The 21,207-nt window shown below is 57.3% G+C and carries 21 protein-coding genes, 4 tRNA genes and 1 pseudogene; 13 read left to right on the top strand and 13 right to left on the bottom strand.

From position 1 onward, the window contains the following. The first annotated feature begins 84 nt into the window (after nucleotides 1–84). The 4 genes from IB144_RS06955 to IB144_RS06940 all read left to right on the top strand — a co-directional run bounded on the left by IB144_RS06955 (nucleotide 85) and on the right by IB144_RS06940 (nucleotide 483). A tRNA-Val gene (locus IB144_RS06955) sits at nucleotides 85–160 on the top strand. A 45-nt stretch (nucleotides 161–205) separates the two neighbouring features. Further along, nucleotides 206–281, top strand: a tRNA-Val gene (locus tag IB144_RS06950). Nucleotides 282–327: 46 nt separating this feature from the next. Then, nucleotides 328–403 (top strand) — tRNA-Val (locus tag IB144_RS06945). 4 nt (nucleotides 404–407) lie between these two features. Next, nucleotides 408–483: transfer RNA gene (locus tag IB144_RS06940), tRNA-Lys, on the top strand. Nucleotides 484–567: 84 nt separating this feature from the next. On the opposite strand, the gene IB144_RS06935 is transcribed toward IB144_RS06940, so the two are convergent. After that, nucleotides 568–1,494 carry a LysR family transcriptional regulator gene (locus IB144_RS06935; RefSeq protein ID WP_009486215.1) on the bottom strand — a complete coding sequence of 309 codons (927 nt, stop codon included), beginning with the start codon at nucleotides 1,492–1,494 and terminating at the stop codon, nucleotides 568–570. A gap of 88 nt (nucleotides 1,495–1,582) precedes the next feature. Between IB144_RS06935 and IB144_RS06930 the strand changes: the two genes are divergently transcribed. Next, entirely contained in the window at nucleotides 1,583–2,581 is a 999-nt protein-coding gene (locus IB144_RS06930; RefSeq protein ID WP_032418578.1) for a bile acid:sodium symporter family protein, read from the top strand. Here IB144_RS06930 and IB144_RS06925 read toward each other — a convergent pair. From IB144_RS06925 to zipA, 3 genes are all read right to left on the bottom strand, one after another. Beyond that, on the bottom strand, nucleotides 2,578–2,796 hold the full coding sequence (locus tag IB144_RS06925) for a DUF3820 family protein (protein WP_002913440.1): 219 nt from the start codon (nucleotides 2,794–2,796) through the stop codon (nucleotides 2,578–2,580). The genes IB144_RS06930 and IB144_RS06925 overlap by 4 nt on opposite strands. Nucleotide 2,797: 1 nt before the next feature. Further along, complete coding sequence (gene ligA / locus IB144_RS06920) at nucleotides 2,798–4,813, bottom strand: NAD-dependent DNA ligase LigA (RefSeq protein ID WP_004180820.1); 2,016 nt, start codon at nucleotides 4,811–4,813, stop codon at nucleotides 2,798–2,800. Nucleotides 4,814–4,882: 69 nt separating this feature from the next. Next, entirely contained in the window at nucleotides 4,883–5,944 is a 1,062-nt protein-coding gene (zipA, locus tag IB144_RS06915) for a cell division protein ZipA (protein ID WP_004180822.1), read from the bottom strand. 230 nt (nucleotides 5,945–6,174) lie between these two features. Here zipA and cysZ point away from each other — a divergent pair, with 230 nt between their 5' ends. From cysZ to crr, 5 genes are all read left to right on the top strand, one after another. Then, nucleotides 6,175–6,936, top strand: coding sequence for a sulfate transporter CysZ (gene cysZ / locus IB144_RS06910; RefSeq protein ID WP_004174922.1), 762 nt, complete (start codon nucleotides 6,175–6,177; stop codon nucleotides 6,934–6,936). A gap of 176 nt (nucleotides 6,937–7,112) precedes the next feature. Next, the gene (cysK, locus tag IB144_RS06905; RefSeq protein WP_002913498.1) at nucleotides 7,113–8,084 is read left to right on the top strand and encodes a cysteine synthase A; all 972 of its coding nucleotides are present in this window, start codon (nucleotides 7,113–7,115) and stop codon (nucleotides 8,082–8,084) included. Between the two features lie 380 nt (nucleotides 8,085–8,464). Continuing rightward, nucleotides 8,465–8,722, top strand: coding sequence for a phosphocarrier protein Hpr (gene ptsH, locus IB144_RS06900; protein ID WP_002913505.1), 258 nt, complete (start codon nucleotides 8,465–8,467; stop codon nucleotides 8,720–8,722). Between the two features lie 44 nt (nucleotides 8,723–8,766). Beyond that, nucleotides 8,767–10,494, top strand: coding sequence for a phosphoenolpyruvate-protein phosphotransferase PtsI (gene ptsI / locus IB144_RS06895; protein ID WP_002913506.1), 1,728 nt, complete (start codon nucleotides 8,767–8,769; stop codon nucleotides 10,492–10,494). Nucleotides 10,495–10,536: 42 nt separating this feature from the next. Beyond that, entirely contained in the window at nucleotides 10,537–11,046 is a 510-nt protein-coding gene (gene crr / locus IB144_RS06890) for a PTS glucose transporter subunit IIA (protein WP_000522253.1), read from the top strand. A gap of 40 nt (nucleotides 11,047–11,086) precedes the next feature. On the opposite strand, the gene IB144_RS06885 is transcribed toward crr, so the two are convergent. Next, entirely contained in the window at nucleotides 11,087–11,326 is a 240-nt protein-coding gene (locus tag IB144_RS06885) for a hypothetical protein (RefSeq protein WP_002913605.1), read from the bottom strand. Further along, complete coding sequence (pdxK, locus tag IB144_RS06880) at nucleotides 11,323–12,189, bottom strand: pyridoxine/pyridoxal/pyridoxamine kinase (RefSeq protein WP_004174917.1); 867 nt, start codon at nucleotides 12,187–12,189, stop codon at nucleotides 11,323–11,325. The genes IB144_RS06885 and pdxK overlap by 4 nt, the downstream gene beginning before the upstream one ends. 82 nt (nucleotides 12,190–12,271) lie before the next feature. Between pdxK and ptsJ the strand changes: the two genes are divergently transcribed. Both ptsJ and IB144_RS06870 read left to right on the top strand, forming a co-directional pair. Continuing rightward, nucleotides 12,272–13,570 (top strand): transcriptional regulator PtsJ, encoded by a 1,299-nt coding sequence (gene ptsJ, locus IB144_RS06875; protein ID WP_002913617.1) that lies wholly within the window; start codon nucleotides 12,272–12,274, stop codon nucleotides 13,568–13,570. 140 nt (nucleotides 13,571–13,710) lie between these two features. Continuing rightward, nucleotides 13,711–14,106 (top strand): nuclear transport factor 2 family protein, encoded by a 396-nt coding sequence (locus IB144_RS06870; RefSeq protein WP_004174913.1) that lies wholly within the window; start codon nucleotides 13,711–13,713, stop codon nucleotides 14,104–14,106. Here the strand turns inward: IB144_RS06870 and cysM are convergent. The 5 genes from cysM to cysP form a co-directional block, all read right to left on the bottom strand. After that, nucleotides 14,103–15,014, bottom strand: coding sequence for a cysteine synthase CysM (cysM, locus tag IB144_RS06865; protein WP_004145610.1), 912 nt, complete (start codon nucleotides 15,012–15,014; stop codon nucleotides 14,103–14,105). The genes IB144_RS06870 and cysM overlap by 4 nt on opposite strands. A 118-nt stretch (nucleotides 15,015–15,132) precedes the next feature. After that, nucleotides 15,133–16,227: a sulfate/thiosulfate ABC transporter ATP-binding protein CysA gene (gene cysA / locus IB144_RS06860; protein ID WP_002913623.1), complete on the bottom strand. Its 1,095-nt coding sequence runs from the start codon at nucleotides 16,225–16,227 to the stop codon at nucleotides 15,133–15,135. Next, nucleotides 16,217–17,092, bottom strand: a complete 876-nt coding sequence (gene cysW, locus IB144_RS06855) for a sulfate/thiosulfate ABC transporter permease CysW (protein WP_020325285.1) — start codon at nucleotides 17,090–17,092, stop codon at nucleotides 16,217–16,219. The genes cysA and cysW overlap by 11 nt, the downstream gene beginning before the upstream one ends. Beyond that, complete coding sequence (gene cysT / locus IB144_RS06850; protein WP_002913626.1) at nucleotides 17,092–17,925, bottom strand: sulfate/thiosulfate ABC transporter permease CysT; 834 nt, start codon at nucleotides 17,923–17,925, stop codon at nucleotides 17,092–17,094. The genes cysW and cysT overlap by 1 nt, the downstream gene beginning before the upstream one ends. Continuing rightward, nucleotides 17,925–18,941, bottom strand: a complete 1,017-nt coding sequence (cysP, locus tag IB144_RS06845; protein ID WP_002913628.1) for a thiosulfate/sulfate ABC transporter substrate-binding protein CysP — start codon at nucleotides 18,939–18,941, stop codon at nucleotides 17,925–17,927. The genes cysT and cysP overlap by 1 nt, the downstream gene beginning before the upstream one ends. Before the next feature lie 200 nt (nucleotides 18,942–19,141). On the opposite strand from cysP, the pseudogene IB144_RS06840 reads away from it, so the two are divergent. Further along, nucleotides 19,142–19,485 (top strand): annotated as a pseudogene (locus tag IB144_RS06840) (DUF559 domain-containing protein). A 95-nt stretch (nucleotides 19,486–19,580) separates the two neighbouring features. Here IB144_RS06840 and IB144_RS06835 read toward each other — a convergent pair. Together IB144_RS06835 and IB144_RS06830 are read right to left on the bottom strand one after the other, a co-directional pair. Further along, a complete protein-coding gene (locus tag IB144_RS06835; protein WP_004145614.1) occupies nucleotides 19,581–20,480 on the bottom strand; it encodes a Dyp-type peroxidase in 900 nt (299 codons plus the stop codon). A 94-nt stretch (nucleotides 20,481–20,574) separates the two neighbouring features. After that, nucleotides 20,575–21,150 (bottom strand): RpoE-regulated lipoprotein, encoded by a 576-nt coding sequence (locus tag IB144_RS06830; protein WP_002913630.1) that lies wholly within the window; start codon nucleotides 21,148–21,150, stop codon nucleotides 20,575–20,577. Between the last annotated feature and the right edge of the window lie 57 nt (nucleotides 21,151–21,207).

The raw sequence follows: 21,207 nt of genomic DNA, 5'->3' as shown, positions 1-21,207 counted from the left end.
TAATTTTACGACGAACGAACGAATTCTTTAGAAAAGGCGTTGACTCATTTTCAACTCTCCCTATAATGCGACTCCACACAGCGGGGGTGATTAGCTCAGCTGGGAGAGCACCTCCCTTACAAGGAGGGGGTCGGCGGTTCGATCCCGTCATCACCCACCACTACTTAACGTAGTCTCCGCCGTGTAGAACAGAAAATTGAGAAGTGGGTGATTAGCTCAGCTGGGAGAGCACCTCCCTTACAAGGAGGGGGTCGGCGGTTCGATCCCGTCATCACCCACCACTTTCTCGCCAGCTGGATTTTCTGTCAAAATGTGAAGTACCGAAGTGGGTGATTAGCTCAGCTGGGAGAGCACCTCCCTTACAAGGAGGGGGTCGGCGGTTCGATCCCGTCATCACCCACCACTTCGGGTCGTTAGCTCAGTTGGTAGAGCAGTTGACTTTTAATCAATTGGTCGCAGGTTCGAATCCTGCACGACCCACCAATGTAAAAAGGCGCCCTAAAGGCGCCTTTTTGCTATGCGCGGAACATGGCCCTGCCACGAGTCCCTCCGCAGCAATCTCCCCTGTCAGCGCTGATATAGCGGATCTTCAACCCTGGCGGCGGTTAAATTCTCCCCTTCTTCACGCACAATTTCCCATAACGCCTGAGCGGCGGTCGACAGCGAGCGATTTTTCCTGCATGCCAGCATCAGCTGCCGCTCCATCACCGGAGTCAGCCGTTTCACCGTCAGATGGCTCCCCTGCGGTAACGGTAGCGCCAGCGCCGGCAGAACGCTGATGCCAATTCCCGATTCTACCATCGGAAACAGCGTTGCCGGGTGGCCAATCTCCTGGACGATGTTCGCCCGGATAGCCAGCCTGCTGAGGGCCGCATCGATCAGCGGGCGGCTGCCGGACGCATAATCCTGCAGGATTAGCCTTTCATCCTGCAGCGCCAGCCACGGCACTTCTGTCAGGCTGGCAAAAGGATGATCCTCCCGGCAGAGCAGCAAAAATGGTTCCGCCAGAACCACTTCACACTGAAGGTCTGCCGCCGGCCCCGGATCAATCACGATGCCAAAATCCACTTCCCCCTGGCGGATACTCTCCAGCACCCACTGCTGGGGCCGATCGTGCAGCACAAAATCGATATCGGGATAACGACGATTGCTGTGAGCAATACACTGCGGAATAAGGTGAGCGGAAATCGTCTGACTGGCGGCGACCTTGACGGTGCCGCTCAGCTGCTGGCCAACCCGCCCGGCGTCGCGCAGGGTAATCGTCAACTCATCGAGCAAACGTTCCAGCCTGCCCGCCAGCTGCTGGCCCGCCTCGGTGAGCACCACTTCGCGAGTAGTACGGTCGAGCAGACGGACGCCGGTCTGATGCTCCAGCTCCTTGACGCTATGGCTGACGGCCGACTGACTTAAGCCAATCATCTCCCCTGCCCGGCTGAAGCTTCTGGCCCGGGCGACGGTGACAAATACTTTTAACTGACGCAGAGAGTAATTCATCTTTTTTATTCATGAATAGATGCAATAAATCAATTTTATTTCTCAAATGAAAAAAAGCACAATAGCGCATCTCTTTTCAGGAGCGTTTATGAAACTTTTCCGTATTCTCGATCCGTTTACGGCCACGCTAATCACCGTTGTCCTGCTGGCCTCATTCTTCCCGGCCCGTGGCGCTTTCGTCCCTTTCTTTGAACATCTGACCACCGCCGCCATCGCGCTGCTGTTCTTTATGCATGGCGCTAAACTCTCCCGGGAGGCGATTATCGCCGGCGGCAGCCACTGGCGTTTGCATCTCTGGGTGATGTGCAGCACCTTTATTCTCTTCCCGCTACTCGGGGTTCTGTTTGCCTGGTGGGCGCCGGTGAATGTCGATCCGATGCTCTACAGCGGCTTTATCTATCTGTGCATTCTGCCGGCCACCGTGCAATCCGCTATCGCCTTTACTTCGCTGGCCGGGGGCAACGTCGCGGCTGCGGTTTGCTCAGCCTCGGCCTCCAGCCTGCTGGGGATCTTTGTTTCCCCGCTACTGGTGGGGGTCCTGATGAACCTTCACGGCGCAGGCGGCAGTCTGGAGCAGGTCGGTAAAATTATGCTGCAGCTGCTGCTGCCTTTCGTGCTCGGTCACTTATCGCGGCCGTGGATTGGCGACTGGGTGGCGAAGCATAAGAAGTGGATTGGTAAGACCGACCAGACCTCGATTCTGCTGGTGGTTTACTCCGCCTTTAGCGAGGCGGTGGTGAATGGCATCTGGCATAAAGTCGGTCTGGGATCGCTGCTGTTTATCGTGGTGGTCAGCCTGGTGCTGCTGGCCATCGTCATCGCGGTCAACGTCTTGGTCGCCCGCCGCTGCGGCTTTAACAAAGCCGATGAGATTACCATCGTCTTCTGCGGTTCGAAAAAGAGCCTGGCCAACGGCATTCCGATGGCCAATATTCTCTTCCCGACCTCCATCCTCGGCATCATGGTGCTGCCGTTGATGATCTTCCACCAAATCCAGCTGATGGTCTGCGCGGTGCTGGCGCGGCGCTACAAGCAGCAAACCGATGCGCGTCTCGCTGAGGAAAAGGCCAACGCGGCCAAAGCCTAACGCGCTTTCTTCAGGGGCTGGACCAGATCGCTCAGCCCCTCAGTTTTAATCAGCAGGGTCAACGCCATCAGCTCGCCAAGATGCCCGGCAGGGAATTGATCCTTACGCGCGAACCACAATAAATACTCTTCCGGGACATCGATTAAGCGACGTCCCTTGTATTTACCGAACGGCATTTCGGTATTGGCTATCTCGACCAGCTGCGCTTTATCCACGTTATTCTCCCAGCAGACGCATCATTTCGGCTTCATCAATCACCTCGATGCCCAGCTCCTGCGCTTTCGCCAGCTTAGACCCCGCCGCTTCGCCGGCAATCACCAGGTCGGTTTTCTTCGACACGCTGCCTGCCACCTTCGCCCCCAGCGCCACCAGACGCGCTTTGGCGTCATCGCGCGACAGCTGGCTGAGGCTGCCGGTAAGGACCACGGTTTTGCCTGCAAACGGGCTATCAATCTCTTCCGCCTTCACCACCACTGGCGCAGGCCAGCGAACCCCCTCCGCCAGCAGTTGCGCAATGACATCGCGGTTGCTCTCTTCGGCAAAGAAGTTGAAGGTATGGGTAGCGACGACGATGCCGACATCAGGGACTTTCTGTAGCTCCTCAATTGAAGCCTGCTCCAGGGCTTCGAGAGTGCCGAAATGCGCCGCCAGGCCCGCCGCCGTCGCTTCTCCTACCTCGCGAATACCTAAGGCGTAGAGGAAGCGTGCGAAGGTCGTCTCTTTGGCTTTCTCGAGGGCATTGACTACGTTTTGCGCGGACTTCGGCCCCATTCGATCCAGCCCGGTCAGTTTCCCCGCCGTCAGCCGGAACAGATCCGCCGGGGTATGGACGTACTCTTTCTCCACCAGCTGGTCGATGATCTTGTCGCCCATGCCGTCAACGTCGAGCGCGCGACGGGAGACGAAGTGCTTGAGCGACTCTTTGCGCTGCGCGCCGCAGATCAGGCCGCCCGTACAGCGGGCTACCGCCTCGCCTTCCACCCGTTCAACGTCTGACTGACATACAGGACAGTGGGTCGGGAAGACGACATCCCGGGCATCCGCCGGACGCTCGGAAAGCACCACGTTAACCACCTGCGGGATCACATCGCCTGCCCGGCGAATCACCACCTTGTCGCCGATTTTCAAGCCTAAGCGTTCAATTTCATCGGCATTATGCAGGGTGGCATTGCTCACCAACACGCCGGCAACATGGACCGGCTCCAGACGCGCCACCGGCGTAATCGCCCCGGTGCGGCCCACCTGGAACTCCACGTCCCGGACGAAGGTCATCTGCTCCTGTGCCGGGAACTTAAAGGCCACGGCCCAGCGCGGCGCGCGGGCGACGAAACCCAGCTGTTCCTGCAGCGCCAGCGAATCGACTTTGATCACCACGCCATCAATGTCAAAGCCCAGGTGGGGACGCTCTTCCTCGACTTTACGATAGTAAGTAAGCACTTCCTCGGGGGTGTGGCACAGGGTGACGCGATCGCTCACCGGCAGCCCCCATGCTTTGAACTGCAGCAACCGAGCCGAGTGGCTGGCCGGCAGCTCGCCGCCCTCCAGCACGCCCACGCCGTAGCAGAAGAAAGTAAGCGGTCGCTTCGCAGTGATGCGCGGATCGAGCTGGCGCAGCGAACCCGCTGCCGCATTACGCGGGTTAGCAAACACTTTCCCGCCGGTGCGGCGAGCTTCCTCATTGATTTTTTCAAACCCGGCCTGCGGGAGGAACACTTCCCCACGTACCTCAAGGCGTGCAGGAATATTCTCGCCATGCAGCTTGAGGGGGATGGCGCGAATAGTTCGCACGTTAGAGGTAATATCTTCGCCGGTGGTGCCGTCGCCGCGGGTTGCCGCCTGCACCAACACGCCGTTTTCATAGAGAATGCTCACCGCGAGGCCGTCGAGCTTAAGCTCGCAGCAGTAGGTAAGATGATCTGTGCTTTTCAGGCGATCCTGTACCCGCTTGTTGAAGGCGAGAAAGCTCTCTTCGTCAAACACGTTATCCAGCGACAGCATCGGCACTTCATGGCGGATCTGGCTAAAGGCGGTGAGTGGCGCCGCCCCCACCCTCTGAGTTGGCGAATCCGGGGTAATCAGCTCCGGGTGCTGGCTCTCCAGCTCGCGCAGCTTGCGCATCAGGCGGTCATATTCCGCATCCGGCACTTCCGGCGCGTCCATAACGTGGTACAGATATTCATGATGGCGAAGCGTGGTTCGCAGTTCAGTCAGTTGTTGTTCGATTGGTTCCATATCACACCATCAATGATAAAAAACCCCCGACAGGCGGGGGTTGAGAAAGGATTGAGTTAACGCGGAACGTCAGGCGTTCGCGTCTTTCACTTCGCGAATACGATCCTGGTATTCACGCAGTTTTTGCGGCGTCATCATGCGACGCTGATCGTCAAGCACCACGCCGCCCACTTCGTCAGCGATATACTGCGCAGACTGCAGCATCAGCTTGAAGTTCTGCAGTTCATCGCCGTAGGAAGGGACCTGCATAAAGATAGTCACCCCAGGGGTCATCATATCCGCCATGCTGTCCGGATTGAAGGTTCCCGGTTTCACCATGTTGGCCAGACTGAACAACACCGGACCGCTGCCGTCCGGACTTAGGTGGCGGTGGAAAATATTCATTTCACCAAACTTAAAGCCGGCCTGCTGGATACTGTTGATCAGCACTTCACCGTTAAGCTGGGCGCCATGATGCGCGGCGACGTTCATCACAATGACCGTCTCTTTGCGCTCTTTCGGCTGCGGCGCGGCGGGCTGCTGCGGCTCTACCGGCTGCGGTTCCGCGACGGCGGGCTGCGACGCGGCAACAGGCTGTGGCGCAGGCTGCTGAGGGGCGGCTGGCTGCGGCTGAGCGACGGTCGGCGTCACCGGTTGCGGCGCGACAGGCTGCTGCACAACAGGCTGCGGCTGGTGTTGCGGTTGTACGGGCGGCTGCGCAGGTTGCGGCTGTTGCCAGCCAGTCTGCGGAGCCGCATGCGGCGCAGGCTGTTGCTGCGGTGGAACCGGGGCCTGGCGCGGCGGCTGCGGCGGCTGGCGAACCGGTTCTTCAGGACGCGCAGGCTGCTGCATCTGGCGCTCGTAAGGCGGCTGGTACTGGTGCTGCGGCGCCTGACGAGGGGCTTCATGCTCCCCATGCGCGCCGTGCGGGGCGTGAGTCACCGGATGAACGCGGACTTCTCCTACGCCTTCAACATTATCATCAAAGTCGTCGTTTTCCGACTCATCGTCGCGCGACTTCATACGTTTCAGTGGGCGATCGCGAAACATCGAAGAACGTTCTTTACGGCTGGTCCAGAAACCATGTACCAGTAAAGCGATTATGGCGATCGCGCCAACAATGATTAATATCAGACGCAAATCCTGCATCATTATATTCTCTGTTGTTCTAACACCTTGCCACCACGGCAAACATTTACTCACTAAGAGTATTTGCCGATTACCTCAAGTGCAAGTGCGTCGGCCGCTTTCACCACATAAAGATGAACTAAATCGTGCTTTTTGCTGTTTTTTCGAACATTTCCTAACTGGTTATTGTCTGACGACCCGATAAAATAAGCGAGCATTCACACCGGATGTTAAAAAAGGAGCAATGCCTGGCTATGGTTTCATCATCCGCACCGACCCCGCGCAGCGGCGTTTATTATTTTTCGCAGGGCTGGAAACTCATCGGGCTGCCGGGCATACGGCGTTATGTCTTCCTGCCTTTACTGGTTAACGTACTGCTGATGGGCGCTGCCTTCTGGTGGCTGTTTACCCGTCTCGGCAGCTGGATCCCCTCGCTGATGAGCCATGTGCCGGACTGGCTGCAGTGGCTAAACTACCTGCTGTGGCCGGTGGTAGTGCTCTCAATCCTGCTGGTGTTTGGCTACTTCTTTTCGACGATCGCCAACTGGATAGCCGCGCCGTTCAGCGGCCTGCTGGCGGAACAGCTGGAAGCGCGCCTGACCGGCGCTACCCCGCCGGACGTCGGCGTCTTTGGCATCATGAAAGATATTCCGCGGATTATGAAGCGTGAGTGGCAGAAGCTGGCCTGGTATCTGCCGCGCGCCATCGTGCTGTTGCTGCTCTACTTTATTCCCGGCGTTGGCCAGACGGTAGCCCCGGTACTCTGGTTCCTGTTCAGCGCATGGATGCTGGCGATTCAATACTGTGATTATCCCTTTGATAATCACAAGGTTCCCTTCAAAACCATGCGCGAAGCGCTGCGCAGTCGCAAAGTGATGAATATGCAGTTTGGGGCGCTCACCAGCCTGTTCACAATGATCCCGGTGTTAAACCTGGTGATCCTTCCGGTGGCTATCTGCGGCGCCACCGCCATGTGGGTCGATTGCTATCGCGATAGACACGCCAGCTGGAAATAGCGGTAACACCTTCACTTGGGGGCGGCAAAGGCCGCTCCCTTATATCGCGCTTATTCCTTCTTGCTTATCATTATTTCCCTTCCGCATATAGATATGCTAAATCCTTACTTCCGCATATTCTTTAAGCGGGTATGCTGATGCCGTACCCCCAAATTTCATACAGTTAAGGACGGGCCATGAGTAAGATTTTTGAAGACAACTCCCTGACTATCGGTCATACGCCGCTGGTACGACTGAACCGCATCGGTAATGGCCGTATCCTGGCAAAGGTAGAATCTCGTAACCCGAGCTTTAGCGTAAAATGCCGTATCGGCGCCAATATGATCTGGGATGCTGAAAAGCGCGGCGTTCTGAAACCTGGCGTGGAACTGGTCGAGCCGACCAGCGGCAACACCGGTATCGCCCTCGCCTACGTGGCGGCGGCCCGCGGCTACAAACTGACGCTAACCATGCCGGAAACCATGAGCATCGAGCGTCGTAAGCTGCTGAAAGCCCTGGGCGCCAACCTGGTGCTGACCGAAGGCGCCAAAGGCATGAAAGGCGCTATCCAGAAAGCGGAAGAGATTGTCGCCAGCAACCCGGAACAATTCCTGCTGCTGCAGCAGTTCAGCAACCCGGCTAACCCGGAAATCCACGAGAAGACTACCGGCCCGGAAATCTGGGAAGATACCGATGGTCAGGTGGATGTATTTATCTCCGGCGTAGGTACCGGCGGAACGCTGACCGGCGTCAGCCGCTATATCAAAAACACCAAAGGTAAAAAAGATCTGATCACCGTCGCCGTTGAACCGACCGATTCCCCGGTGATCGCCCAGGCGCTGGCGGGGGAAGAGCTCAAGCCGGGTCCGCACAAAATTCAGGGTATCGGCGCCGGCTTCATTCCTGGCAACCTGGATCTGAAGCTGGTCGACAAAGTGATCGGCATTACCAACGAGGAAGCTATCTCCACGGCGCGCCGCCTGATGGAAGAAGAAGGCATCCTGGCGGGTATCTCTTCCGGGGCCGCCGTTGCCGCCGCGCTGAAGCTGCAGGAAGATGAGGCCTTTACCAATAAGAATATTGTGGTTATCCTGCCTTCCTCAGGTGAGCGTTATTTAAGCACCGCGCTGTTCGCCGATCTCTTCACTGAGAAAGAGCTGCAACAGTAGTGCCAGCTTGTAAATAATGTGTAAAAAAGCACCTTTTCGGGTGCTTTTTTGTGGCACACGTCAAAGTTTTACCCCTCCTGGCATTGATTCACCTCGTAGGGTCTGGTATTTAACCAGCACATTTATTTTGATGCGCGAAATTATTCAGAAGAGGATTTCCGCCAGCTGAATCGATTTTATGATTTGGTTCAAGTCTTCCTTTCGCGGCATAATGTTTAATGACGTGCTAGACGTCAATGGCCCGCAGGTCTTCGCAGCGCCAGGCGCTGCCGACGCCAAGGCCGGAAACGTAACGCCGGCGCTAACAATACAGGCTAAAGTCGAGTCGTTAGACTAGACTTTAGGTCCACAACACTAAACCTATAAGTTGGGGAAATATAATGTTCCAGCAAGAAGTTACCATTACCGCTCCGAACGGTCTGCACACCCGCCCTGCTGCTCAGTTTGTTAAAGAAGCTAAAGGCTTCACTTCTGAGATCACTGTAACCTCCAACGGCAAAAGCGCCAGCGCCAAAAGCCTGTTCAAACTGCAGACTCTGGGCCTGACCCAGGGCACCGTAGTGACCCTCTCCGCTGAAGGCGAAGATGAGCAGAAAGCTGTTGAGCATCTGGTTAAACTGATGGCTGAACTCGAGTAAGTTCACGGGTTCTTTTTCATATCAGTCACAAGTAAGGTAGGGTTATGATTTCAGGCATTTTAGCATCCCCGGGTATCGCCTTCGGCAAAGCATTGCTGCTGAAGGAAGATGAAATTGTCATCGACCGGAAGAAAATTTCTGCCGATAAGGTTGATCAGGAAGTCGAACGTTTCCTGAGCGGCCGCGCCAAGGCCTCCGCCCAGCTGGAGGTCATCAAAACCAAAGCTGGTGAAACTTTCGGTGAAGAAAAAGAAGCCATCTTCGAAGGGCATATTATGCTGCTGGAAGATGAGGAGCTTGAGCAGGAAATCATAGCCCTGATTAAAGATAAGCACATGACTGCCGACGCGGCAGCCAATGAAGTTATCGACGGTCAGGCCACTGCCCTGGAAGAGCTGGATGATGAATACCTGAAAGAACGTGCGGCTGACGTACGTGATATCGGTAAGCGCCTGCTGCGCAACATCCTTGGTCTGGCAATCATCGATCTGAGTGCGATTCAGGATGAAGTCATCCTCGTCGCCGCCGATCTGACCCCGTCTGAAACCGCACAGCTGAATCTGAAAAAAGTGCTGGGTTTCATCACCGATGCGGGCGGTCGTACCTCCCACACCTCTATCATGGCGCGTTCCCTGGAATTGCCGGCCATCGTGGGCACCGGCAGCATCACGGCGCAGGTGAAAAACGGCGACTATCTGATTCTCGACGCGGTGAACAACCAGGTTCTGATCAACCCGTCTAACGAGCAAATTGAAGCGCTGCGTAGCCTGCAGGCTCAGGTTGCGGAAGAAAAAGCCGAACTGGCGAAACTGAAAGATCTGCCGGCGATTACCCTCGACGGCCATCAGGTTGAAGTCTGCGCCAACATTGGTACCGTTCGCGATGTCGAAGGTGCTGAGCGCAACGGCGCCGAAGGCGTAGGCCTGTATCGTACCGAATTCCTGTTCATGGACCGTGACGCGCTGCCAACTGAAGAAGAACAGTTTGCGGCTTATAAAGCGGTGGCTGAGGCCTGTGGCTCTCAGGCCGTTATCGTCCGTACCATGGATATCGGCGGCGACAAAGAGCTGCCGTACATGAACTTCCCGAAAGAAGAGAACCCGTTCCTCGGCTGGCGTGCCGTGCGTATTGCGATGGATCGTAAAGAGATCCTGCGCGACCAGGTTCGCGCCATCCTGCGTGCCTCCGCTTTCGGTAAGCTGCGCATTATGTTCCCGATGATCATCTCTGTTGAAGAAGTGCGTGCGCTGAAGAAAGAGATCGAAATCTACAAACAGGAACTGCGTGACGAAGGTAAAGCATTTGACGAATCCATTGAGATCGGCGTGATGGTGGAAACACCGGCTGCGGCGACCATTGCTCGTCATCTGGCCAAAGAAGTTGATTTCTTTAGTATCGGCACCAATGATTTAACGCAATATACTCTGGCAGTTGACCGTGGTAATGATATGATTTCACATCTTTACCAGCCGATGTCACCGTCTGTACTGAATCTGATTAAGCAAGTTATTGATGCTTCTCACGCTGAAGGTAAATGGACTGGCATGTGCGGTGAGCTTGCGGGCGATGAACGTGCTACACTTCTGTTGCTGGGTATGGGGCTGGACGAATTCTCTATGAGCGCCATTTCCATCCCGCGCATCAAGAAGATTATTCGTAATACGAACTTCGAAGATGCGAAAGTATTAGCAGAGCAGGCTCTTGCTCAACCGACAACGGACGAGTTAATGACGCTGGTTAACAAGTTCATTGAAGAAAAAACAATCTGCTAATCCACGAGATGCGCGGCCCAAATTACTGCTTAGGAGAAGATCATGGGTTTGTTTGATAAATTGAAATCTCTGGTTTCTGATGACAAGAAAGACACCGGAACTATTGAGATTGTTGCTCCCCTCTCCGGTGAGATCGTCAACATTGAAGACGTGCCGGATGTGGTTTTTGCGGAAAAAATTGTGGGCGATGGGATTGCCATCAAACCGACTGGCAACAAAATGGTCGCGCCGGTAGACGGTACCATTGGTAAAATTTTCGAAACCAACCACGCGTTCTCTATTGAATCTGATAGCGGCATCGAGCTGTTCGTTCACTTCGGTATTGATACCGTTGAACTGAAAGGCGAAGGCTTCAAGCGTATCGCTGAAGAAGGTCAGCGCGTGAAAGTCGGCGATCCGGTTATCGAATTTGATCTGCCGCTGCTGGAAGAGAAAGCCAAGTCGACTCTGACGCCGGTGGTTATCTCCAACATGGACGAGATCAAAGAGCTGATCAAACTGTCCGGTAGCGTGACCGTGGGTGAAACCCCGGTAATCCGCATCAAGAAGTAATGCTTGCTGCATAAAAATGGCGCCGAAAGGCGCCATTTTTTTATACCGCGCAGGTTACCGGTCGATAGCACTTCTCGCGGGACAAGACGCGCAATCCCTCCGGGGTGCTCTCCAGAATTCGCCGCTCGCTGTCAGCGACCAGCAGTTCGCACTGATATCCACCGGCCAGGCCGAACAGCGACCGCGCCACGCAGGCATCCTCCAGCGCCGCCTCACCTGTCGTATCAAAATGACCAACAATGCGTCCCTGCTGGCGGATCACTAACCGATAGCTTTTCATCTGCTTTGCTCCAGCGGCGGTAGGATCAATTCGTCACAACCCTGGGCGGCAGTCCAGTTCATCACCTCCAGCACGCGCTGGGCAGCAGCCTGCGTCGCTGCCCCCAGCGCCAGGCCGGAAAGCAACCCGCTCACCAGCTCCGCGCAGAACAGATCGCCGGTTCCTTTTAAGTCTGTCTCCACCCGCGGGTGAACCACCACTTCCACTGCATCGGCCGTCACCACCAGCACATTGATCGTCGAATCGGCCTCTCCCGGCGCGCTGGTGATCACCACCCATTTGAGGGTGTCCGACAGCAGGCTTCGCGCCGCGGCGACCGCCTCCTGCCGATCGCGACAGCGCTGGCCGCTCAGCGTCTCCAGTTCGAACAGATTGGGGGTGATCCCTTGCGCCAGCGGCAGCAGGTGCTGACGATAGGCGTCCGGGATCTCAGCCTTGACATAGATGCCGCTGTCGACATCGCCGATGACCGGATCCACCAGAATGCATAACCCGGGATGGCGGGCCCGTACGCGCGTCAGCCACTGCGCCAGGCGTTCGATTTGCACAGCGCTGCCCATATAGCCGGTGGTGACCGCACGCAGTTCGCGCAGCGCGTCGCGCTCCTCCAGCGCCTGCAGATACCCGACAAACCACTCTTCCGGAATAATGCCGCCATAGAACGTCTCATAATGGGGCGTATTACTGAACAGCACCGTCGGCACCGCCAGCACGCGCAGACCATGCTGTTTAATCGCCGGAACCGCGATGCTGTTGCCGACGCTGCCATAGACTACCTGCGACTGCACGGCGACGATATCCACTTCCGACGCCCGGCTTTTGTCGTGAAAGAGCACTGATTGTATATCATCCTGCTGGCCCATCTTTTCTCCCCCCGCTGGACAGCGGGTCACGCACTGATTATGATTCGTCCTATGCTAAATTCCATTTTGTCATAGGTCAATAATGTTAGCCGGAAAAACCGCCAGCGAAATCTTCGATAACATCCGCCATCTGGTGCAGAGCGGCGGGTTGCAGCCCGGAGAGGTTCTGCCGCCGGTACGTGAACTCGCCAGCCAGCTTGCAGTGAATCGCAACACTGTCGCCGCCGCCTATAAACGGCTGGTGACCTCCGGGCTGGCCGTCAGTCAGGGACGCAACGGTACAGCCATTAAAGCGCGGGACACACTGCCGGCGCTGGAGGGAGGTGACCCAACGACCCCGCTGAACGATATCTCCAGCGGCAATCCGGATCCGGCCAGACTGCCTGATTTACCCCGCTATCTGGGCCAGATTGCCCGCACGCCCCGCCTGTATGGCGATGCGCCCATTGAGCCGCGGCTTGGCCAATGGGCCGAGGCGTGGTTTGCCAGAGAGATAGCCGTTCCCTTTGCGGTGAATCTCGCCAGCGGGGCGATAGACGCCCTGGAGCGCCTGCTGTGCGCTCTGCTGCTCCCCGGCGACGGCGTTGTGGTGGAAGATCCCTGTTTTCTCAGCAGCATCAATATGGTGCGTTACGCCGGTTTTACCCCCTGCCCGGTGGCGGTGGATGCCGAAGGGATGGATCCTGACGGCCTGGAGGAGGCGTTACGCAACGGCGCACGGGCGGTGATCTTAACCCCACGCGCGCATAATCCTACCGGCTGTAGCCTGACGGAAACCCGGGCGCATGCCCTGCGGGAGGTGCTAGCCCGCTATCCGCAGGTACTGGCGATTGTTGATGACCATTTTGCCCTGCTGTCGGCCACGCCATGGCACTCCCCTCTTCCTGCAAGCACCCAACGCTGGGCGCTGGTGCGCTCGATGTCAAAAACCCTCGGACCAGACCTGCGGCTGGCCTTTATCGCCAGCGATGCCGCTACTTCAGCGGCGCTGCGCCTGCGGCTTAACGCCGGCAGCCAGTGGGTCAGCCATCTGCTGCAGGACCTGACGCTGGCCTGCCTGACCGACGAGGCGTTTATCGCCTCGATGACGGAGACTCGTCGTCACTATCGCCAGCAAAATGAGAAACTGGCGGCGGCGCTGGCCCGGCACGGCTTCAGCCATGCTACGCCAGGGGATGGCCTCAATTTCTGGCTGCCGCTGCCAGCGGCGAGCCAGCCCTACGCCTTACGCCTGGCCCGCGCCGGCTGGCTGGTCCGGGAGGGAGAGGTGTTTGGCATCCGGACGCCCTCCCACGGGCTACGCCTGTCGCTGGGCCGTCTGAGTGACGCTGAGATTTCCCGCCTGGCGGCCGATATTGCGCAGGCCTTAGACGCCCCCTGACGCAGGCAGTCCACCGAACGTATCGGGGAGTGATGGCAGCTGCCGACAAATTAATGAAAAATAAACGACAGCAGGCTAGTCTTACCTGCATGCCCTGATCGCCGAGGCGGATAAATCGCTCACAACAAGGAGCACCAGAGATGCATCACGCTGACCCGGCACTGAAAGCGGTCATTGAAGCCTGCGATCGCGCTATCTCGCAGGAAGATTACGATACCCTGATGAGTTATTACGCAGAAGACGCCGCGCTGGTCGTCAAACCGGGCATGGTGGTCAGAGGGAAAGAGAATATCCGCAAAGCCTTTATCGCCATTGCCGACTATTTCCAGCACCGACTGGTGGTGACTCAGGGGAAAATGGAGGTTATTGAAGGCGGCGGCAATGCGCTGGTGATTATGGAGACCCGGCTGGATATCCCGACGGCGGACGGGATATCCCAGGTTACGCGACGCGCCACCTATGTCTTTCAGAAGCAGGGCGAACGCTGGCTGTGCACCGTCGATAACTCCTACGGCACCGACCTGCTTGATGATTAAATGCCCGCCCCCTGGCTAAAGTGTTCTTCGCCGAACACGCCGGTGGAAAGGTAACGATCGCCGCGATCGCAGACAATCGCCACCACCACCGCGCCAGGATTTTCGCGGGCTATGCGTAACGCGCCCGCTACCGCGCCGCCCGAACTGACGCCGCAGAAAATGCCTTCCCGCACCGCCAGCTGACGCATGGTGTTCTCGGCATCCTGCTGATGAATATCCAGCACCGTATCCACCAGCGAAGCGTTAAAGATCCCCGGCATATACTCTGCCGGCCAGCGGCGGATCCCGGGAATACTGCTCCCCTCCTCCGGCTGCAGGCCAACAATGGTCACCGGTTTACTCTGTTCACGCAGAAAACGTGACACGCCGGTAATGGTGCCGGTGGTCCCCATACTGGAGACAAAGTGGGTGATACGCCCCGCGGTCTGCTGCCAGATTTCCGGCCCGGTGGTGGTGTAGTGGGCGTAGGGGTTATCCGGGTTGTTAAACTGATCGAGCAGTTTGCCTTCTCCGCGCTGGGCCATCTCCAGAGCCAGGTCGCGGGCACCCTCCATCCCTTGCTCTTTGCTGACCAGGATAAGCTCGGCGCCGTAAGCGCGCATCGCGGCCCGACGCTCCTGGCTCATGTTGTCGGGCATCAGCAGCTTCATCCGGTAGCCTTTCAGCGCGGCGATCATCGCCAGCGCAATACCGGTGTTGCCGCTGGTCGCTTCGATCAGCACGTCGCCGGGCTGAATTTCGCCGCGCTTTTCCGCTTCGACGATCATCGACAGCGCGGCGCGATCTTTCACCGAGCCGGCCGGATTATTGCCTTCGAGTTTGACCCACACTTCGCTGCCGTTGTCCGGTCCCAGACGCTGAAGTTTGACCAGTGGGGTATTGCCGATGGTTTGTTCGAGTGTATTCACGATTTTTACTCAATAAAAAAGCCGGGCGGCGCTTCGCTTACCCGGCCTGGCAGACGCGTGATAATTCCAGACCGGGTAAGCAGAGCCTCACCCGGCAAAAGCACATTGATTTAAGCTATCAGGCCGACTCCGCCAGAGCAAGCTCGCCGCGCGGCTCGATACGCTCGGTACCGTTGTACAACCGCGCGTTTTGCAGCCCGACGAACAGCCGTTCGCCGCGGGACGGCGCCTCATCGCCCGTTAACACCACGCTCAGCGGTTCGTCATACCACCCCAGAGGCTGAACGACTAATTGGGTGTAGTGCCCTTTCGGACTGGCCTCCAGGACCTGCACCGGCAGCGGCGAATCCAGGCTGGTCCGCCGGCTGATGTCCACTTCCCATGGGCGCAGGAACAGGTCCACTGGCCCCTGGTATGCCGGGGTATAGCCTAACGGCCAGCGGTGGGCGCCGACGTGGAACTGTCCACCGCGGATGACCCCCTGCAGGCGGTTCACTTCCCCCATAAACTCCAGCACGAAACGGGTAGACGGCTCACGCCATACGCGCTCCGGGGCATCGGCCTGTTCGATGTTGCCCTGGCTCATGACCACCACCCGGTCGGCAACTTCCATCGCCTCTTCCTGATCGTGGGTGACGAACACGCTGGTGAATTTCAGCTCTTCATGCAGCTGACGCAGCCAGCGGCGCAGCTCTTTACGCACCTGCGCATCCAGCGCACCGAAAGGTTCATCCAGCAGCAAAATTTGCGGCTCCACCGCCAGGGCGCGCGCCAGCGCCACGCGCTGCTTCTGGCCTCCGGACAGCTGCGCCGGATAGCGATCCGCCAGATGGGCCAGCTGCACCATCTCCAGCAGTTTGGTCACCTTGGCTTTAATCGCCGCCGCATTGGGGCGTTCGCGGCGCGGCAGCACGGTCAGGCCAAAGGCGATGTTATCGAACACCGTCATATGGCGGAACAGCGCATAGTGCTGGAAAACGAAGCCCACTTTACGGTCGCGAGCGTGCATCCGGCTGACGTCGGTACCGTGGAAGCGGATATGACCGCTGGTCTGATGCTCCAGACCGGCGATAATTCGCAGCAGGGTGGTTTTTCCGGAGCCCGAGGGCCCCAGCAGCGCAACCATTTGTCCGGAAGGGATATCCAACGAGATATCATTCAGCACCTGGGTGCGACCAAACGATTTCTTAATATTGGCAATCTCAATGCTCATGATTTCCCTCCTGTTGCGCGCGTTCTTTCTGATTGGCCAGACGCCATTGCAACATACTCTTTAAAAACAGGGTCAGAATAGCCATTAACGTCAGCATGGCAGCGGCGGTAAACGAGCCGACGGTGTTGTAATCCTGCTCCAGTAGTTCAATTTGCAGCGGCAGCGACAGCGTTTCGCCGCGGATCGAGCCGGAAACCACCGACACCGCGCCAAATTCGCCGATGGCGCGGGCGTTGGTCAGCACCACGCCGTACAGCAGCGCCCAGCGAATATTGGGCAACGTCACCCGGCGGAACATCTGCCAACCGGACGCGCCCAGCAGCACCGCGGCCTCATCTTCATGACTGCCCTGACTCATCATCACCGGCACCAGCTCACGCACCACAAACGGACAGGTAACAAAGATGGTCGCCAGCACCATGCCCGGCCAGGCGAACATGATTTGCAGATTATGCGCGTCAAGCCAGCCGCCCAGCGGACCGTTAGAGCCGTAAAACAGCAGATACACCAGACCGGCCACCACCGGCGAGACGGCGAACGGGATATCCAGCAACGTCAGCAGCAGCTGGCGCCCCGGAAAGGTAAAACGTGTCACCAGCCAGGCCAGCAAGGTACCGAACACCAGGTTCACCGGTACGGTAATCAACGCAATCATCACCGTCAGCCAGATGGCATGCAGCATGTCCGGGTTCGCCAGGTTTTCCAGCACCGGCATCAATCCTTTGCTGAAGGCCTGGATAAAGATGTAGAGCATCGGCACCACAAGGATGAAGGCGGAGACCAGCATCCCGACGCCAATCAGAAACCATTTTCCCCAGTTGATACGGGGCGCGTCGTAGCGTTTCAATTGAGTAACTTCCGCCATTAGTGACCTACCACGCGTCGACCAAAGCGACTCTGCAGGGTATTGATGGAAAACAGCAGCAGCAGTGAGGCGGCCAGGATCACCGAGGCGATGGCGCTCGCCGCCGGATAGTCAAACTCCTGCAGACGAATAAAGATCATCAGCGACGTCACTTCCGTCTTCCACGCGATGTTGCCGGCGATAAAAATCACCGCGCCGAATTCGCCGAGGCTGCGGGTAAACGACAGAGCAATGCCCGCCAGCAGCGCCGGCGACAGCTCCGGCAGCACCACCTTGCGGAAACTCTGCCAGCGCGTGGCGCCCAGCGTTTCCGCCGCTTCCTCATACTCGGGCCCCAACTCTTCCAGCACCGGCTGCACGGTGCGTACCACAAACGGGATGCTGGTGAAGGCCATCGCCACGGCGATGCCGAGCCAGGTATAGGTGACTTTAATATCGAACTTCGCCAGCCATTCCCCGTAAATACCGTTCACCGAAAACAGCGAGGCCAGGGTCAGACCGGCTACCGCCGTCGGCAGCGCAAACGGCAGGTCCATTAAGGCATCCAGCAGCGTGCGGCCCGGAAAACGATAGCGGGTCAGGATCCAGGCCATCAGCAGACCAAAGACGCCGTTAAAAATCGAGGCCACAAACGCCGACAGCAGCGTCACCTTATAGGCAGCCACCACCTGCGGGTTGGTGATCACATCCCAGTACTGCGCCCAACTCATCTGCGCCAGCTGCATCACCAGCGCGCTGAGCGGTAATAACAAAATCAGACAGACAAACAGCAGGCTGGTGCCAAGGCTCAGGGTAAAACCCGGCAGCACGCGCTTGGACGACACAGCAAACATTACTTACGCCCCGCCGCCAGCAGTTTGTCCAGTTCGCCGCCGCTGGCGAAGTGGGTTTTCATCACCTCAGGCCAGGAGCCAAACTTATCTTCCACGCGGAACAGCTCGGTCTGCGGGAATTTATCCTTCAGAGCATCCATCACTTTCGGGTTGTTTACCCGATAGTAGTAGTCGGTAATGATAGTTTGCGCCTGTGGCGTATAGAGCCAGTTCAGGTAGGCTTTCGCCGCCTTTTCCGTGCCATTGGCTTTGACGTTTTTATCGACCCAGGCTACCGGGAACTCCGCCAGAATGTTGGTTTTCGGGATAACCACTTCAAATCCCTGCGCCTCATACTGCTTGCGAATATTATTCACTTCCGATTCGAAGCTAATCAGCACATCGCCGAGGCCGCGCTCGGCGAAGGTGGTGGTCGCTCCGCGCCCGCCGGTGTCAAAGACTTCGACGTTCTTGAGAAACTGAGTCATAAACTGTTCGGTTTTAGCTTTATCGCCGCCATCAGCTTTATCCGCCGCGCCCCATGCCGCCAGGTAGGTGTATCGGGCGTTACCCGAGGTTTTCGGATTCGGGAAGATCAGCTTAACGTCAGAGCGAACCAGGTCGTTCCAGTCATGAATGTTTTTCGGATTGCCTTTACGCACCAGGAAACCCATCGTCGAATAGAACGGTGAGCTGTTGTTCGGCAGACGGCTTTGCCAGTCGGCCGGGATCAGGTTGCCTTTGTCATGCAGGATCTGCACGTCCGTCACCTGGTTGTAGGTGACCACGTCCGCCTTCAGGCCCTGCAAAATAGCCAGCGCCTGCTTGGATGAACCGGCATGCGACTGCTTGATGGTCAGCTTGTCCCCGCCATTGTCTTTCGCCCACTGCTGCTCAAAAGGCGGGTTAAGGGCGGCAAACAGCTCGCGGGAGACATCATAGGAGCTGTTCAGCAGCTCCGTCGCCTGCGCCTGCGCCACCAGCAGCATGGAAGCCGCCAGCGCCAGATATCCTTTTTTCAGTGATTTAACGGCCATTGCGCACCCTTATCAACGTTGAACATTTTCTGATGATCATCATATTTATAACGGGTACGAAAGGAGTAACGGTTTTATATACCGTTTGGCGATTTGGAAGTCGAAAAGGGAATAAGCAACTGGCAAAGCTTAGCTGAAAGCGGCTCGCAGATTAGACGGGTCATTGTGACAAACGGCAGCCAGGCGTGCACTGTGTTTATATGAAAAACACACAGATATTTGCTCGTCAGCTCAGACGTAGCTTAACGCCCGCAGAACGTCGACCAGGGTACTGACTGCGCAACCGCCGTTTTGCTAGCGACACGTTTCGCCGTCAGCACCCCGTTGGCCCCTATATTCTCGATTTCGCCTGCTGCGCAATACGGCTGGCGATTGGACTGGACGGCGGCCAACACGATGACGCCGCACCCGCTGGCTACAGAGCGAGGGATGGCGTGTTTTACGCTTCTGGAATAATGAGTTTGAAGAGCATGGTGATGCGGTGATGGAGGGGATACTTGAAGCGCCTGAGTCGCCGATGCCCTCACCCCTCCCCTCTGACTGAGGGAGAGGGAATAAAAGAATCCGCACGCAGATTCCATAACCGCACCGAACAGTTCCCTCTCCCCTTTGGGGAGAGGGTTAGGGTGAGGGGAAAAATTACAGCGCCTGGATACGCTCCAGCGACGGCGCGAAGTAATACCCGCCGGTCACCGGTTTGGTGAAGCGCAGCATCGCGTCGCGTTTACCGTCGGTATCGCCAAACATGCTCAGCAGCTGCTGCTCGATGTTATACAGGCGCGCGCAGTAGGCGCAGAAATAGAGGCCATGGGTGCCGCTGGCGGTGCCGTACGGCAGGCTCTGACGGACGATTTTCAACCCTTTGCCATCTTCTTTTAAGTCCACGCGGCTCAGGTGCGACGTGACCGGACGTTCATCGCCATCGATCTCTTCGTTAGCGTCTTTAGTACGGCCGATCATCATCTCCTGATCCGGCACGCTCATGCGGTTCAGCTGTTTGAGATTATGCTCCCAGCGCTGGACGAACACGTAGCTGCCGCCCGCATCCACGCCGTCTTTAATGACCGCCACTTCGCGGCGGGTTTCTTCCCCCGCCGGGTTTTCGGTGCCATCGACGAAGCCGCTGAGGTCACGCTCTTCCACCCAGCGGAAGCCGTGGATCTCTTCTTTCACGTCGATAGCGTCGCCAAAGGCGGCCAGCGCGGCCTGCGCCACCGAGAAGTTAACTTCATGACGGGCGGATAAAATATGAATCAGCAGGTCATACTGGGTGGACGGCGCCAGCCCTTTGCCATAGACCGGGAAATCTTTTAACTCATCCGCCCCTTCGCCGCCGCTCAGCTGACGCCAGACGTTATTGCCGAACGCCACCACCGCACCGAGTTTGGCGTCGGGGAATTTAGCCTGGAAGGTGGCCACGTTATCGACAAAAATTTTGCTCGCTTCGCGCAGGGCGTTAACGTCCCCTTTGAGATTGGCTTCAATCCAAATCGCCGCGCGGCAATGTTCCGGCAAAATGCCGCTCTGAACCTGAGACATCGCTCCTCCTGAAATGATGCAACCACAACGCTGTCGCGTTGCTAACGCGCCATTGTAACCGTTTTTCAGAGCTGTCGTGTCTCTTCAGATCAATTTAGCGACGCCAGATAATCTTGCTGACCTTCCAGTTTTTCAGCGTATCGTCGGAGGGCATCAGCTCGTCCGGACCGCTCCAGTGGCCAGTGAAGGCATAGCTGATATGCTGGCTCCCCTCGGCCTGACACTCGACGACCGCCCCGTTGTCATGGCTGCCTTTCTGGCAGTTGCCGAAGGCTTTGCTGTACAGGTCGCTAAACGGTGTGCCGATTTTCACGCCGCTGGCGGTTTTGATATCCGCATCACGCACGTCAATCCGGCTGATAGCACCGTTGTCGCCATTGATGGTCAGCGCCACGCTGTTGTTTTTCAGGGCTTCAAAGTAGTGGACGATATTGCCCTTATCGGTCTTCATTCCGCTGCGTAAACGGTAGTCGCTGCCCAGCGCATCGCTAATCGCCTGTTCATTGAGCGGCGTGGAAGCCGTCAGTTTACCCACTCCCTGCTCGGTCACCTCGGTGGAAGCGCCAAACCAGTTCCACGGATAGGCCGCCGACCAGTTGACTGCGCTCATCGTGGAGCAGCCGGTCAGCGCCAGCGGAAGCGCACAGAGCATTACACGTAGCGATTTCATATCTCAATCCTTTCTGAGTCATTCAACGCATGTTGGAGTTCACGATCGGCAAAAAGT

Source organism: Klebsiella sp. K4, from assembly GCF_014596785.2.
Lineage (GTDB): Bacteria > Pseudomonadota > Gammaproteobacteria > Enterobacterales > Enterobacteriaceae > Klebsiella > Klebsiella pneumoniae.
This window is presented reverse-complemented; position numbering and strand designations above follow the sequence as displayed.

Coding starts and splice junctions, on each gene's coding strand:
- crr (WP_000522253.1), top strand. CDS start 10,537: ATGGGTTTGTTTGATAAATTGAAATCTCTGGTTTCTGATGACAAGAAA.
- IB144_RS06835 (WP_004145614.1), bottom strand. CDS start 20,480: ATGTCTCAGGTTCAGAGCGGCATTTTGCCGGAACATTGCCGCGCGGCG.
- ptsJ (WP_002913617.1), top strand. CDS start 12,272: ATGTTAGCCGGAAAAACCGCCAGCGAAATCTTCGATAACATCCGCCAT.
- pdxK (WP_004174917.1), bottom strand. CDS start 12,189: ATGGGCCAGCAGGATGATATACAATCAGTGCTCTTTCACGACAAAAGC.
- IB144_RS06870 (WP_004174913.1), top strand. CDS start 13,711: ATGCATCACGCTGACCCGGCACTGAAAGCGGTCATTGAAGCCTGCGAT.
- cysP (WP_002913628.1), bottom strand. CDS start 18,941: ATGGCCGTTAAATCACTGAAAAAAGGATATCTGGCGCTGGCGGCTTCC.
- ligA (WP_004180820.1), bottom strand. CDS start 4,813: ATGGAACCAATCGAACAACAACTGACTGAACTGCGAACCACGCTTCGC.
- IB144_RS06930 (WP_032418578.1), top strand. CDS start 1,583: ATGAAACTTTTCCGTATTCTCGATCCGTTTACGGCCACGCTAATCACC.
- IB144_RS06830 (WP_002913630.1), bottom strand. CDS start 21,150: ATGAAATCGCTACGTGTAATGCTCTGTGCGCTTCCGCTGGCGCTGACC.
- IB144_RS06885 (WP_002913605.1), bottom strand. CDS start 11,326: ATGAAAAGCTATCGGTTAGTGATCCGCCAGCAGGGACGCATTGTTGGT.
- cysW (WP_020325285.1), bottom strand. CDS start 17,092: ATGGCGGAAGTTACTCAATTGAAACGCTACGACGCGCCCCGTATCAAC.
- cysA (WP_002913623.1), bottom strand. CDS start 16,227: ATGAGCATTGAGATTGCCAATATTAAGAAATCGTTTGGTCGCACCCAG.
- IB144_RS06935 (WP_009486215.1), bottom strand. CDS start 1,494: ATGAATTACTCTCTGCGTCAGTTAAAAGTATTTGTCACCGTCGCCCGG.
- cysK (WP_002913498.1), top strand. CDS start 7,113: ATGAGTAAGATTTTTGAAGACAACTCCCTGACTATCGGTCATACGCCG.
- cysZ (WP_004174922.1), top strand. CDS start 6,175: ATGGTTTCATCATCCGCACCGACCCCGCGCAGCGGCGTTTATTATTTT.
- ptsI (WP_002913506.1), top strand. CDS start 8,767: ATGATTTCAGGCATTTTAGCATCCCCGGGTATCGCCTTCGGCAAAGCA.
- zipA (WP_004180822.1), bottom strand. CDS start 5,944: ATGATGCAGGATTTGCGTCTGATATTAATCATTGTTGGCGCGATCGCC.
- ptsH (WP_002913505.1), top strand. CDS start 8,465: ATGTTCCAGCAAGAAGTTACCATTACCGCTCCGAACGGTCTGCACACC.
- cysT (WP_002913626.1), bottom strand. CDS start 17,925: ATGTTTGCTGTGTCGTCCAAGCGCGTGCTGCCGGGTTTTACCCTGAGC.